This is a genomic window from Zobellia barbeyronii (assembly GCF_018603515.1).
Lineage (GTDB): Bacteria > Bacteroidota > Bacteroidia > Flavobacteriales > Flavobacteriaceae > Zobellia > Zobellia barbeyronii.
In genome coordinates, this window is sequence record NZ_JACATN010000001.1 from 1,024,118 (window position 1) to 1,038,980 (window position 14,863).

At 36.2% G+C, this 14,863-nt stretch carries 8 protein-coding genes; 2 read left to right on the forward strand and 6 right to left on the reverse strand.

The genetic code is table 11. The features are described 5' to 3' along the window. Positions 1–48 precede the first annotated feature (48 nt). Positions 49–1,632: a hydroxymethylbilane synthase gene (gene hemC, locus HW347_RS04160; protein WP_214610659.1), complete on the reverse strand. Its 1,584-nt coding sequence runs from the start codon at positions 1,630–1,632 to the stop codon at positions 49–51. Next, positions 1,629–2,885, reverse strand: a complete 1,257-nt coding sequence (gene hemA, locus HW347_RS04165) for a glutamyl-tRNA reductase (RefSeq protein WP_194533030.1) — start codon at positions 2,883–2,885, stop codon at positions 1,629–1,631. The genes hemC and hemA overlap by 4 nt, the downstream gene beginning before the upstream one ends. Before the next feature lie 204 nt (positions 2,886–3,089). Between hemA and HW347_RS04170 the strand changes: the two genes are divergently transcribed. Beyond that, positions 3,090–3,980: an AraC family transcriptional regulator gene (locus HW347_RS04170; RefSeq protein WP_155595191.1), complete on the forward strand. Its 891-nt coding sequence runs from the start codon at positions 3,090–3,092 to the stop codon at positions 3,978–3,980. A 172-nt stretch (positions 3,981–4,152) separates the two neighbouring features. After that, positions 4,153–7,248 (forward strand): ThuA domain-containing protein, encoded by a 3,096-nt coding sequence (locus HW347_RS04175; RefSeq protein ID WP_214610660.1) that lies wholly within the window; start codon positions 4,153–4,155, stop codon positions 7,246–7,248. A 247-nt stretch (positions 7,249–7,495) separates the two neighbouring features. Here the strand turns inward: HW347_RS04175 and HW347_RS04180 are convergent, their stop codons facing one another. The 4 genes from HW347_RS04180 to HW347_RS04195 form a co-directional block, all read right to left on the reverse strand. Next, positions 7,496–8,860, reverse strand: a complete 1,365-nt coding sequence (locus HW347_RS04180; RefSeq protein ID WP_214610661.1) for a hypothetical protein — start codon at positions 8,858–8,860, stop codon at positions 7,496–7,498. Between the two features lie 76 nt (positions 8,861–8,936). After that, complete coding sequence (locus HW347_RS04185; RefSeq protein ID WP_214610662.1) at positions 8,937–9,779, reverse strand: N-acetylmuramoyl-L-alanine amidase-like domain-containing protein; 843 nt, start codon at positions 9,777–9,779, stop codon at positions 8,937–8,939. Positions 9,780–9,853: 74 nt separating this feature from the next. Beyond that, on the reverse strand, positions 9,854–11,215 hold the full coding sequence (locus HW347_RS04190) for a hypothetical protein (protein ID WP_214610663.1): 1,362 nt from the start codon (positions 11,213–11,215) through the stop codon (positions 9,854–9,856). Positions 11,216–11,254: 39 nt separating this feature from the next. Then, the gene (locus HW347_RS04195) at positions 11,255–14,779 is read right to left on the reverse strand and encodes a TraB/GumN family protein (protein ID WP_214610664.1); all 3,525 of its coding nucleotides are present in this window, start codon (positions 14,777–14,779) and stop codon (positions 11,255–11,257) included. Between the last annotated feature and the right edge of the window lie 84 nt (positions 14,780–14,863).

The window sequence follows — 14,863 nt, forward strand, 5'->3', positions numbered from 1 at the left end:
GATTCCCATGAAGAGGGAAGTCCGTTCATTATTCTACCGTAAAAATAATTAATTCTTACTGTAGGTTTGGTTAACAAGTTCAATAACGCTCTCTACCGTTGGCATTTTTGCTACATGAACCGTTTCAAAATGTTTCTTTGCTTCCGTTGCAGTGGTTTCGCCAATACAATAAGCTACTTTGTTAGGTGTGTTTTTTAGCAAATAGCTGGTAACCGTTGATGGGCTGAAAAATAAAACACCCTCAACACTATCTTCAACTTCTGCAGGTGCAAGTTTTGTGGTATAAGCCTCAATCTCGTTAACCTTAATTTTGTTCTCTTCCAAGATGTTTGGCAGATCATCCAGTCTAAGGTTGCTAGAGAAATAAGTAACCTCGGCACCTTCCATATACTCAACCAAATAATTAGCCAAATTTTTAGCATCTTTTTCCTGATGCTTCACAGGGCCTATATACTTTTTAATCATGCGCTTGGTCTTCCCGCCTACACAATAAATATTGGTAAATTTTAATTCTTCTGGTGAAATGCTTTTAATAAGCGATTCCACGGCATTTTGGCTGGTAAGGACCACATTTTGAATTTCTTTCTTCAAGATAATAGTAGAAATTCGGTTAGAGCTTATTTTAATAAAGTCTTCCGATTTCACCTTAATTTCCGAATCAAAAAGTTCTTCTTGAGTTGGGGTCAGGTTCTTAGTGGAAAATATTTTGGTATTTTCTAAAGTACCTTCTTTGTAGGTCATAAGAAGTTTGCCACCACGGCTAAGAATACTGTTTGCACAGTCTTTTGCCAAATAGGTGTGTTTGCCTAACGGAGCGGTAAATTCTGCTTCTAATTTTTTCTTGCCATCTACAGTTAAAAGCACTCCTTTAAGAGTCACTTCATTCTCTTTATCTATAGTAGCTATGGCTCCTATGGGTGCTGAACAACCTCCTTCTAGAATACGAAGAAATTCTCGTTCTAGTTTAGTACATATGTCTGTTGGCTCGTGGTTTAGCTCTGCGCAAGCTTCACGAATAAATTCATCATCTTCTTTGGCAACAACCATTATAGCGCCTTGTGCAGGTGCAGGTACCATCCAAGTTAGTCCAACGGTTTCTTCAGGTTCAAGTTCTATGCGTTCAAGACCTGCAGCGGCAAAAATGGCGCCGTTCCAATCATTGTCCAATAATTTCTGGTAGCGGCTATTAATATTGCCACGAAGATCTACTACCGTGTGTGTTGGGTAACGATTAAGCCATTGTGCTTTTCTTCTAAGGCTTCCTGTAGCTATAACAGCATCCTTTTCACCCATGAATTCTTCGTTCTTTTTGAAAGCCAAAATATCAAGAAAATTGGCTCGCTCAAGTACTGCCGCTTGAACTATACCTTGCGGTAAGGCAGTAGGCACATCTTTCATACTATGCACGGCAATATCAATATCGTCGTTTAACATAGCTACGTCTAGGGTTTTGGTGAAAATACCGGTAATACCCATTTCGTAGAGCGGTTTGTCAAGAATAAGGTCTCCCGTAGATTTTACAGAGATTACCTTTACTTTATGACCTAAAGCTTTTAATTTATTTTTGACGGTGTTCGCCTGCCATAGCGCTAATTCGCTATCGCGTGTACCAATTCGTATGACCTTGCTCATGGAGTGTCGAGTTCGAGTTGAAAGACTTTTTGAATGAGTTCTAGACTAGTGTCAGAATCGACATTGTCGTCTTTAAGATGATTTGCGAACTGCTTTGTTATTTTTTGAATTATTCTATTTGATATTACGTCTGCCTGTTCTTCGTTGAAGTCCGATAGTTTTTTAGATTGATAATCTATTTCTTCGTCTTTCATCGTTTTAAGCTTCTTTTTTAAAGCTTTAATGACGGGTGCAAATTTACGAGTTTCAAGCCATTGGATGAAATCACCTTTTACTTCATCTATAATTACTTCGGCTTCAGGAATATATTGTTTCCTTCGCTCTAATGTATCATCGGTAATTCTGGAAAGCTGATCTAAATGTACTAAAGTAACATTGTCAAGTTCCTCTACCGTTTCCGAAACATTTTTTGGTATAGAAAGGTCTAAGATTAAAAGTGGCTTTTTGGTATGGATAAGCTCTTTTGAAATGGTAGGTGATTGTGCACCTGTAGCCACAATCAAAACATCTGTAGAACGAATCTCTGTTTGAAGGTCGCCGTAATCTTTAACCACCAAATGAAACTTACCAGCAATTTTTTCTGCCTTATTCTTCGTACGATTAATAAGGGTTATATGTGTGTTCTTGGTATGCTTAATAAGGTTCTCGCAAGTGTTTCTACCAATTTTTCCGGTACCGAACAACAAAATGTTCTTATCAGAAATATTAGCAACATTTTCCATAATGTAACGTACAGAAGCAAAAGACACTGATGTAGCACCGGAAGAAATTTCCGTTTCGTTCTTGATACGTTTACTTGCCTGTATTACAGAATTGCAAAGACGCTCAATAAATGGATTTGCAATACCGTGTCTTTTAGAGCGATTGAAACTTGCCCTTAACTGACTGATGATTTCAAAATCTCCTAAAATCTGACTATCCAATCCTGTGCCTACGCGAAAAAGATGACTAATAGCATCATTGTTCTTATATACGTAAGCTACTTCTTGAAACTCCTCTACAGAGCCCGATGTGTTATCGCAAAGTAATTTTATGAGTTGAAATGGGTGTTGTGCAAAACCATTCAGTTCTGTACGGTTGCATGTTGAGGTCACTAAAAGACCGTCAATTCCCAATTCTACAGATTTAACCATGATACGTTCCATGGCGGCATCATCTAAACTGAATTTGCCACGTACTTCGGCGTCAGCTTTTAAGTAGCTAAGACCAATGGTGTAGAATGAGTTGTTTTTTGAAATGTGGTAATCTTTCATGAAAGCTTTTCAAGCGCAGGCAAAAATAAGAGGCCTGAGGCAATAAAAATAACGCTAGAGGAACAATAAGTGTCGATGAGGGGTTTTTTGGTTGCATATGAATGTAAATCCGTTGAAAACCAGTATTTTTGTAGGAAATACTACGCTTTACGGCATATCTATTTAGAACGTTTCTAAATAAAAACAAACCAATTCGTGTTTTGTATGGAAGGTAAAAATATCGCTCAAGGTTCATTTCAAGAGGTGCTTATAGAAGACGGATTTTATGTGCTCAAAATTCAAAATGACACGTTAGAAACCCAACATGTGGTGCGTGATATTGATAGTAGTTACATACAATTCCACTTTTGTTTAAAAGGGCAAGCCAAGTTTATCTTTAATGAAGGGCGTTATAACCTTGAGGTCTCCGAAGAAAATTCTTTGTTGCTTTATAACACGCAAATAGATTTACCAATGAACTTGGAGTTAGAGCCAAATTCATGGTTGGTCTCCGTAGTTATGACCATTCGTAAATTTCATTCCCTTTTTTCTCGGGAGGCAGACTACATTCCTTTTTTGAGTGCAGATAATAAAGATAAGAAGTACTACGCCCAAGAAGGGGTGAACCCAGGAATTGCGGTTGTTTTAAGTCAGATGATGAATTACAACCTTCATCCATCTATAAAAGAATTATATATAAAAGGTAAAGTGTATGAACTCATCTCTTTGTATTTCAATAAGAGTGATGATGCAGATGTAGAGCAATGTCCTTTCTTGGTAGATGAAGACAATGTACGCCGTATACGTAAGGCTAAGGAAATTATTATTTCTCGTATGGCAGAACCTCCAACACTTACGGAGCTATCTGAGGAAATTGGCCTGTCTTTGAAAAAATTAAAAGAAGGTTTTAAGCAGATTTATGGCGATTCTGTATTTAGTTTCTTATTTGATTATAAGATGGAATATGCCCGAAAGATGTTGGAAACAGGAAAGCATAATGTAAATGAAGTGGGTCTAAGAGTTGGTTATAGTACGGCCAGCCATTTTATTTCTGCTTTTAAGAAGAAATATGGTACGACTCCTAAAAAGTACCTAATGGCACTAGCAAACAATTAATCATTCTTCCGCTTAAATTATATGGAGTTTATCAGTTTGGATAAACCGATTTATCATGTGTGCTATTTTGTTAATAACCTTAGTGTTAAGGCTGATTTTCATCAACAAATTTTCTGAATTTTGTTGATGAGAAACTATAATTAGAAATTTACTTAAAGCGTCCCCCTAGAAAATGAAAGAAAGACCCATTATCGGTACACTTTCCGCACTTTTTATGTGCATTTTATTATTTTTTATTGCCTGTGATAAGGACAAGAGCGACGACACTGTTGCCATTGCGCCAGATGTTGAGGCTCCTCTTCCTCCAGAAAAATTAGAAACCGTTCAGGTTACGGATTCATCTATAACCGTTACTTGGAAAGCTTCAAAAGACAACGTAAAAGTTGTGCAATATGCGGTTTATCAAGATAGCGTAGAGGTAGCAAGAGATTCTATTATTACATATGAGGCAAAGAATTTGAAACCAGCTACGGAATATACTTTCGCAGTTCGTGCTGCAGATGCTGCTGGGAATAATTCTAAATTCAGTGAGCAAATAAAAGTCCTTACAGAAGCAATTATAGTAGAGGATACGATAGTCAAAAATGATAGTATTGGCGGTTTTAGTTCAATTTTACGATCACCGTTGTTGTCCTTGGGTAAGATTTTGACAAATTCTGTTGAACTAAAATGGCAATTGGAAATCAATGCATCGGTAGTTAAAGAATATAGGATATTTCAAGATACTCTTCAGATTGGTAATGTCAATACCAAGTCATATAAAGTAACTGACCTGATTGCGGGTAAAGGCTATAAATTTAGTGTTGCAGCAGTAGATTTAACGGGGAAGGAGTCAAAACCAAGTAATGTTTTAGAAGTTGAAACGCCACTTGTGAATATACAAGAACAGGACACCATTGCACCAACGGTACCTACAGGTTTAAAAGCTAATGACATTCAGATTAACAGTATAAAGTTGGCCTGGAATGCTGCTGCTGATAGTGTTGGGGTCACGGGATATACCATTTATAATGATACTACACGCATAGCCAAAGTTACCGATACGTTGTACTTGTTAGAAAATTTGGAAGCAGGTACTGAATATGGTTTCCGAGTGAGCGCTTCAGACGCAGCCGAAAACGAATCAATCCGCAGCGAGGCACTTTTTGTTAGCACTATTGAAGAGGTAGAGACAGATAGTATTGCGCTTGGAGCTCCTAAAAATTTACAGATTGCTGAATTAGGTTCTATTATGGCCAGTTTTACTTGGTCTGCGGAGAATGATAGCGTTCAGGCTTCGGAGTATACTGTTTATATAGATACCGTTCTGGTAGCAAATACCACTAAACCAGAGTATATAGCGGAGAATTTGACTCCCAATACAGCATATAGTTTCTCGGTTACGGTAACAGATGATTTGGGGAACAAGTCGAATAAGAGCGATCCCTTAAATTTTACAACTTTAGGTGAAAGGGTAGTTTTTAAAGATACCATAGCGCCTACTGTACCTAAAAGCATAACGATTGATACGCTTACTTCATCTTCCATAAAATTGACTTGGGAAGCTTCAGTTGATAGTATAGGCGTAGTTGACTATCAGATTTTTCAAGATGAAAAATTAATAGATACTTCTATAGGAACGAACTATTCAGTAGAAAATCTTTCGGCCGATACGGAGTATACATTTTCTGTTTCAGCAACGGATGAAGCTCAAAATGAATCTCAGCAAAGCGAAGCTGTTTTGGTTAGAACCGAAGTGGAAATAGCAGAACAAAAAGCCACGGACATAACAGCGCCTACTGTGCCTCAGAAATTGGTTTCAGAGGAAATAACTCAAACTACAATCGATTTAAATTGGGAGGCATCCACGGATAGCGTTGGAGTCTCTGGGTATCGAGTATTTCAGAATGGCGTGTTTCTGGCAATAGCAACTAAAACTGCTTATCAGGCAGTAAACTTAGAACCTGGAATGGAATATGCATTTTCTGTTTCTGCTATAGATGAAGCTGAAAATGAATCAAAACAAAGCGCTCTTTTGGAATTGACAACCGAAGCAGAGGTGTATGTAGATGATGTCGCACCATCTATTCCAACTAGTTTAATGGTGGGAGAGGTTACCCAAACTACTGTAGATTTAAATTGGGAAGCATCCACAGATAATGTTGGAGTCTCTGGGTATCGAGTATTACAGAACGGCGTGTTTCTGGCTATGGCAACTAAAACTGCATATCAGGCAGTAAACTTAGAACCTGGAACGGAATATACTTTTTCTGTTTCTGCTATAGATGAAGCTGAAAATGAATCAAAACAAAGCCCTCTTTTGGAATTAACAACCGAAGCAGAGGTGTATGTAGATGATCTCCCACCATCTACTCCAGCTAGTTTGATGGCAGGAGAGGTTACAGAAAATAGTATCAATTTACAATGGGGTGCCGCAACGGATAATATAGGTGTGACCGAATATATTATTTACCAAAACGGACAAAGAGTTAAGGCTGCTACCGCCACAAGCTCTGTTGTAAATGGATTAGAATCAAATACGGAGTATAGTTTTAGTATTTCAGCTACGGACGCCGCTCAAAACGAATCGCAACAGAGTGAAACGCTTACTATCTCTACATTAGAGGAAGAGCAAACGGTAGATAAGATTCTGATATTCACCAAAACTGCTGAATTTCGTCATGGTTCTATTGAAAAAGGAATATCTACTTTCAATTCATTAGGTGCGGCCAATAATTTTGAAGTTGACCAAACCGAAGATGCAACCGATTTCACTTTTAATAATTTAAGTCGATACAAAACTGTGGTATTTCTAAATACTACGGGTGATGTCTTAAATGCGACTCAGCAAATTGCTTTTGAGAGGTACATTCAATCTGGAGGTAGTTACATGGGCGTACATGCCGCAACAGATACTGAATATAATTGGTCTTGGTACGGTGAACTTGTAGGAGCTTATTTTGATGGTCACCCAAATATACAGGAAGCAACATTAAATGTGATAGATAGCAATCATAGTTCTACTTCTCACTTACCATTAAATTGGGTGCGTACAGAAGAGTGGTATAATTTTAAAGCTATCTATAGAGGTATCAATCCGTTAATACTTTTGGATGAATCTACATACAACGGCGGAACAAATGGCGCAAGTCATCCATTCTCATGGTATCATACCTATGATGGTGGAAGAGCTTTCTACACGGGAGGAGGGCATTCCAACGCATCTTATGACGAACCGGATTTTAGAGACCATTTATTGGGTGGGTTAATGTATTGTTTAGGGCGATAATTTTGTAATCGGCCAATGTCTATAAAACCGACCGAGTAGTCAGTCTAATGAAGCGTTATTGAAAGTACCAGTTATCATGGAGTAGGCGAGTGTTATGAAACTTTCGGTGAAAAACGGAATAACTGTTGTTGGGAGCAAGGTTTTGATTAGAACAAACTGGGCAGTTTGTTTTTCAGTCTTATACGTTTGTTGCTCAAGTTATTCTTGCATAATGGATTCATTCGTATTTGTTTCTTCCTTGGAGCAGTTAACTTTTAGAATTGTAAAAAATAAGCCACTCATACTTTAAGGCCCCATTACCGAAAACATTATTACTGTTCAAACTACTATCTAAAACTTCCTGATAATTTTTACCTTGAAGGTATAGGGTGGTGCTTTTAAAGGTTAGGTTTTTTAAATCAAGACTGGGATATTGTTCGAGAATTTCTTGAGGAATAGCTCCGATTTTACTGTTCGATCCAAAAGGTTGTTGAATGACCCAGGAAACGTCGTTGATTGAGATATCAGGTATGACCTTCACGTAACCCCATGAATTAATTTGACTCAAATAGGTGATGTCTGTATGGAATTCAAAACCTTCTAGGGTGGTGTTTTTAAAAATCAATTCAGGCTTTTCCAAAATAGAAATAGTTTTTGGAATACTACCCAATTCCTCGTATCCGTATTCATAATTTTCTGATATTCTAATAGTAAAATACGTATCAAAAGAAGGGTAACTATCTATGTACCCAAAACGAGCCAATGAATCTAAAGGGCCACCGCTTGATTGATTTGTTAAAAGTAAAGGCGTGTCTGCAAATGTTTCTGTTTCGTAGGCTGCAACGCTTGCATGCAAGAAGTTATGGTCTGGTAATGATACAGTAAGGATTTCATCATAGTCAAGAAAGTTGTCCCAGCTAATATTGATGGAATTACTGTTTTCTTGCGGACTAAATTTATAATATTTCAAAACACCTTCTCCGTCTTCAATTGATAATAGATATTCAATATCGGTACTGAGAAGAACATTATTTATGGTTATGTTATCAGTATCTTGAAAAATATCTTCGCTTTTAATTATATAGTTTTCCTTAGATGTCAATGAATATCTTTCAACTCCTAATAATCCGTTAATCGATATGTTAATATTTTGACTTTTATTGGATTCACTTAACTGTGTTTTATTGTAGCCAGATAAATTGTTTAGATATGTTGAATTATTTGACATCGGTACGTTCTTTTGATCCCATTCTGTTTGCAACTCAATATCCGTAAGGGTGCTTATTTTGAAATGGCTACTTGTCCCATCACCGTTATATCTCAAAGTAGTAATGGTCAGTGAAGTGGTGTTATTTAGCTTAGATTCTTCAGTTTCAAAAGTTATTGAGTCACCTGCATTATATTGTTGATAGTCCAATAGTTCTCCATTTTGGTTATATATAAGCAACCAATTTTTTTCATAGGCGGAATAGCCGGCCCCATTTAAAGTAAAATAAGTGACGAGTATGTCTTCTTCATTATTTTTAGGCTTTATATCTTCGGGTTCATCTAAAATTGAAGTTGTTTCTTCATTATTACAAGAACTCAAACATAAAATGCAGATTATAAATGATAGAAGAGTAGAACGTTTCATAGATCTTGTTTAACTTTATATAGAGGTTATAACGTAAATCCTATGAAGGTAGTGTGAACATAAAACGAAATATTTTTTACACTGGCCTAGCCACCATAATACCCGTATTTTTCTTAATTTTCTTTAGGTATTCAGCAAGGGGTTTTTTGGAGACTTCTACTTTCATAGAACCTGTTGAAGCATGTAGCAAATGAATGCGGCCATCTTTCTCTCTTGTGGCAATTCCGGTGTGGGTTATGTCCAATCCGTTAATTGATGTAGTCAAAGCTATGATATCTCCTGTTTGAATTAAATGTTCATTGGCTGCAATCTCATCTTGAGCTAATATACAAATGGGTTGATTGTTGAGGTAGTTTTCAGAAGCCTTTACTTTTTCAAAATTCTTGTCATCCTTTAAAAAAGGATAAAGGTCACGATGCGTACTCATAAAATTGATGGGCTTGGTAATTTCCTTACCCCCAATTTCAGCAGTAATATCTTTTAATAACCCTTTCTTCTCATTGTTGGCAATCCATTCTGAAAAGTAATGTAGACGAGACGCATATCCATCAAGCTCACCGTCTTTATAACGAATGCTTTCTAGAATCTCCGTGAAATCATCAAAGCTTGACTTTTCATTTTTCAGCATAATCCCAAAAGCCAAGACATTTTCTAAGTAGGTTGTGCAGTCTAAACCTTGTAAGTTGATTACCAAAGTTTCTGTATCGCCAATCTCTAAAGTTTTGGCAACATAGGGCGTATCCAAAAACGTTTTCCCAATAGCCACTATGGTTTTTCCAAAGTCATTCTCTAATAAGCCATCAATAGTAATCAACTTGTTTTCTACAGCTTGTTTATCTGCTGGTGAGCAAGTAATTTGCTGGGCAGAAGTGTATTGCGAAAGGGTTAACACAAAAATAAATAAGATGCTTTTTAGCATTCGTATAGGTTTGGATTGATAAATAAAATTACATAATAATTCCTTGACTTTTGCAGATTTCACTATTGCTTAGTCTAATCCTGTTCAGGGTAGAGAACTAAAGATTCATTAATTTTTGGAGAGGTTGAATTATTTGGGTTAGATAAGTTTTTTAAAGTAGATTCATAAGTTTTTCCTTGTATAATAAGATGAGTTTGTGAGTACTTTAAATTATCTAAATCCAAATTTGGATATAAAGTATTTACCTCCCCAGGCAAGCTTCCTACCGTATGAGACGATTTATTTGAAGAAAATATTTTCCAGGTGGTGGTACTACGTCTATTTTCAGTTGAAAGTGTTTCTGAGTTCCAAATACTTGATGAGCTAATGTAATTGCTATCTGTATTAAATTCAAAATTATATAAGGCATCTTGAATAATGTTAAAACTGGGTCTCTCCAAGATTTTTATTTCCTCTGGAGGTAGTTGATGTAAGTTTTTAGAATAGAAATAGATGTAATCATTTTCTAACTTAATAGAGAAAGAAGTTGAGTAACTATCAAATCCGGATATATACCCTATTCTTGAAACTGTAGGGTTATCAAAATTAAGTTCTACCGACGTTTCATATGCTATTTTTGGATTTATTGGGGTGCCAAATCCGTTTGAGGTACTAAATTGATAAGCATTTTCAGGTAGTGTTGTTTCTAATACATATTCATAGTCTTTAAATTGATTATAGTCCAGAATCACATCTTGAGAATCTGAGCCTAGTTCAAAAAAATGATATTTTAATGATTCCTCAGCATCACCAATGAAAAATAAATATCTTATACCAGATAGTAACTCTATGTTTTCAATGGAAAAGGTCTCTTCATTAATTATGTTATAATTACTATCGACAACACCACTTTTTGGAGAGTAAACTTGGTATTTTAGAATTGTAGGAGCCGAGTTCACGGTAATACTGGAGTTTCCGGCCTTGTAAGTCAAATTGTTTGTTGATTCATTTGATTTGTAGGTATTCAGTTTTTCAATAAAAATTGAGCTTGCTTCCGCAGGCTCTGAAGAATTCCATTTAAATCCTTTTGGTATATCTGTATAAGTGTATAAATTGTGAGATGATAGGTTGTCATATTCAGCTACCGATAAAGTTGTTACAACTAATTTTTCTGTATTTACTAAGGCTGTATCAATGGCGCTAAAAGTTAAAGTGCTATCTTCTTTAATACTTTTATAATCTAGTAGTTCGCCATCCTGATTATGAACAATTACCCAATATTCTATTTCGGTTGTGTCCGAATGTTCATTTAATCTATACGTTAGGTAAACTTCTTCTTTAGGTTCTTCAGGAATTGGTTTTTCTTTAGCAATAGATTCTTCTATTTCTGTTTCTTCTGTACAGCTTATTAAAAAGCAAATCGCTGTAAAGAAAAGTAACATGTATTTGAGTTTCATAAAAGTGAGGGTTAGCTTTAATTTTTTTTTAATACAATTTTATAACCCATGATGGCCATACATGCCATAGCCATGAGGTCTGTAAATATCTGCTCGTTTTCTGTCTTTAAGTTCAAAGGCTTCGGTGAGGTATTCAATAACATCTTTATCTCTATCCGTATCTTCAATACGCATAGCGTCACTCTCATAAAAAGGGTGAGTTTGCAATCCCTTTTCATTTTCAAATATCAATACATACATAGAGAAATTCTTGTCATAATCCTCTTTATTACGCTTTTTGAAGTAGTATCCGGTGTACTGCTTCTCTTTAAGTTGTAACGATTTTTGAGCTGCAAAAACAACAGAGTCTTTAAGGCCATTATATTTTGAACCTTCAAAAAGAAGAGCCTCTGCTAAATATTGTTGTGAATTATATGCTGTTGGAAAATGATTTAAAACATTAGCTTTTTTCAATTTATTGAATAGTGGTAGTCTGCCGTTTATATCCGAAGCCAAAGCAGTCAACTTTTGTTGTGAAACAGGTTTTCCGTTTTTCAGAAGTTGGGATAGGTAAGTAGCTTGCACACCTGGGTCTTCAACTAGTGAAATTTGATTAAAAAATTGTTCTACGGATTTATCCGTAATGTAAGGGTAGAGGAGCGTAACATAGTCTTCTAATAAAGAGGTGTTGGTTCTACTGGTACGAGGGTTATAGAAGTCATTGTGCGTATTTGATAGGTCTCTGCTAAGTTGTCTTTTGATGAGCGTTTTAGCATCGTTTAAAATCTGTGTTTTATACTTTTTATATAGTTTAGGTTTTATAGTGTTGCTTGTCAACAATTCAGAGAGTAACGAGAAAATAGGTTCCTTGTATTCGGGAATAGAACTGTAATCCAATAGTTTTGGATATAGTTTTTTTGCTAATTCTAAGTTCTTGCGATAGGGTTTAAAAATAAGGCTGATGTTAAACGTATTGGAAAGCAGAGGTAGATCGGTTTCCATTAATTCTAATAATAGCTTTGTTGAGGCTTCATCAGATTTTTTGGCAATTTCTTGAAGCAATACTGCCTGTGCGGTGGAGTTGTTATAAGCTTTGGCGTAAAAACTTTTATAGAATTCGGTAATGTCAATATCTTTTAATTCCGCTAATTCCCGTATAAGGTGTAGCTGAATTTGCCGTTCACCATTACTTAAATCAAACTCTGAAATATGCTTCTTAAGAGCATTGGCATGTTTGGTTTCGAATTTTATAAATCTATATCCATCAAGGGCAATGCTATCATTAGTGTCTAATGCTTTGAAGAATTCAGGCACTTTATCTTCAAACAAATCTCGACCTATCACAGTATCCTTCGGCACAAAATTGGTAAAGAATTCAGTAATGAAGGTGCTCGGTTTTTCAATGGTGTCAACTACGGCTTTTAATTCGTAAAGAAGTCCATTTTTCAAAATATTCTTCACTAAAACACCTCGTGTACTGGCTGTATCGGCAAGTGTCATTTGTAATTCGTGATACCCTTTTGGAGAGCTTTTAGTCTCCTCGTTAATTATGACATACTTTTTATGGGCGTATAGTTTCTTGCGTAAAGCCCAAGCTGAATCTAAATTTCTGAACATCAAAAAATCATGAGATTTGTTTAGTTCTACAGATACAGCTTCGCCGTTGTCGTTTTTGTAAATGGTTTTTTTATGAAACGCGTCGTATGGTTTTGTTTTTGGAGCACCATTGTAATAACTAGTGCTGCTTTCCACAAATTTTGGAGGTTTCACGGTGCTTTTGGTGGTGAAGTACAAAGCAGTATCAACAACAGTTTCAAAAAGTTTCTGTGCTTTACTATCCTTTATTTTGAAAGATTCAAAAAACAAGGATGCCTCTTTTTCGTTTTCCCCTACCATACCTAACAGAAAGTATTCTCCTCTGCGCAACGTGGTCATAAGGTATAGACGTTTTTTGGTCTTGTGGTCAATTACAGCAGATGAGGTAAGGCTCCTGCCTTTATAAAAGTCATATTCTGGCTTCAGTTTTAAATCCTGATAAAAACGCTTCTGTATTTGTTTCAATTCAAAAGTATCAACTTCAATAAAATTAAAGTCATTCAAAACAGATCTGCGAAGAAAGTAATAATTATCAGTAATTGAATCATAACCTTCAACCCAACGATTACCGCTTCTACTGCGATTTGTAAAGCTATAAAGTGCGGGCATCTGAACCTCAAAATCTTCATATATAGAAGAAATTACTTTAGATCCCTGAACAGAATCCGTTCTAAACTTTAAACTATTGAAAACGTTGCCTGAAAATTTGGTAACATAATCACCTTCGCCGCCCATTTTTATGATGACAAGCTCCAAAGGAGTTTCAAAGATTTGATACCGTTGGTGGTCTCCATTTTTCAGCAAGTTTTTAATATCAAGCCCTCTGAACTGACCGTTTTTAATCGACTTTTTTTCCAATATTTTACCGGGAATGTTTTCAAAAAGGAGTTTGTCTATTTCTTCTAACGAAAACAGGGCATCGTTCTTTAAAAAAGAGTAAGTAGGAATCCGGTTAATAACTACAAAACTACCGTTTGCTAAGTCAGGTGAAACATAGGTGGTTTTACCAATATCAGAAATCGGATATAACTTATTAGGCAGGTCTATACTGAAAAAATCGTCTTCAGGACCATAAGAGCTGTATTCGTTTTGACGTTTTTTTTGTTCAAATTTAAGTTTCAGCTTTTTACCCTTAGACGTCGCTTTTGATAATAAGGGTTTTACGGTATATCCTTTTTTTCGCAAGAGCGAAATAACACCTTGGTCTCCCGGTAAATGTGCGGCCCCTATACCTGTAAAGACTTTCCCTTTTCGCATAACAGAATCCATGCGTTCGGCCATGTTGGCGTTCCGTATGAACAACATGTTCTTCATGTAATGTGGTGTGTACATGGCTCGGTCAATAGAATCTAACAGAGCTATATTCCGTTCCCTATATGCATCTTGAAGTAAGAACATAGGGTCTGATTGCTGCATTTTCTTTTGAAGCCATTCATCAGGCTTTTGTTTGACTGCATTTAGACTGGCCCTGCCTACGAGAGCGGCAGACTCTTCCATATCTTCTAAAGCAATAATAGGTTTGTTGAACTTTCTACCGGCCTGATAAATGAACATATCAAGATAAGTTTCTTCTTCAAAATTCTGAGAAAACTCATTGGTACGGTATAGAATATTGTTCACGATGCGGTCTTCGTAAGCCAAATATGCACCCAATATTTCTTTTCTAGGATTTTCTACTTTAAAAGAGCGGGCGTAAAAACCTTTGGTAACAAAACCAGCCTCAGAACCGTATGGGCTAGAGCCTGTTAGGTTATCTTTTTCCAGCCAAAGACCTGGGTCGGATTCTAGGGCAACCATGTCACTTTTATCCAAAGCATCAAAAAAGACATCATCTAACCTAAAAGCAATTTTTTTACTAACGTGCATGGTTCCGTACAAGTAGGATGACTCTTGTAAACCGTTTCCTGAAATTTCCCATAGAAGGCTATTTTTTTCTTGGGCATGGACCGAGAAAGAAATAAGCAAAAGAAAAATCGATACGAGTCGCATAAATGTTTTTTGGTGAGGGAATGCTCAATACTTCAGTTATGTACCTGAAAATAGGCGCTTTGTACAAAAGTAGAAAAGTGCCTT

Excerpts from the sequence above, each read along its gene's own strand:
- HW347_RS04190 (WP_214610663.1), bottom strand. The coding sequence starts at position 11,215 with ATGAAACTCAAATACATGTTACTTTTCTTTACAGCGATTTGCTTTTTA.
- HW347_RS04170 (WP_155595191.1), top strand. The coding sequence starts at position 3,090 with ATGGAAGGTAAAAATATCGCTCAAGGTTCATTTCAAGAGGTGCTTATA.
- HW347_RS04180 (WP_214610661.1), bottom strand. The coding sequence starts at position 8,860 with ATGAAACGTTCTACTCTTCTATCATTTATAATCTGCATTTTATGTTTG.
- HW347_RS04175 (WP_214610660.1), top strand. The coding sequence starts at position 4,153 with ATGAAAGAAAGACCCATTATCGGTACACTTTCCGCACTTTTTATGTGC.
- HW347_RS04195 (WP_214610664.1), bottom strand. The coding sequence starts at position 14,779 with ATGCGACTCGTATCGATTTTTCTTTTGCTTATTTCTTTCTCGGTCCAT.
- HW347_RS04185 (WP_214610662.1), bottom strand. The coding sequence starts at position 9,779 with ATGCTAAAAAGCATCTTATTTATTTTTGTGTTAACCCTTTCGCAATAC.
- hemC (WP_214610659.1), bottom strand. The coding sequence starts at position 1,632 with ATGAGCAAGGTCATACGAATTGGTACACGCGATAGCGAATTAGCGCTA.
- hemA (WP_194533030.1), bottom strand. The coding sequence starts at position 2,885 with ATGAAAGATTACCACATTTCAAAAAACAACTCATTCTACACCATTGGT.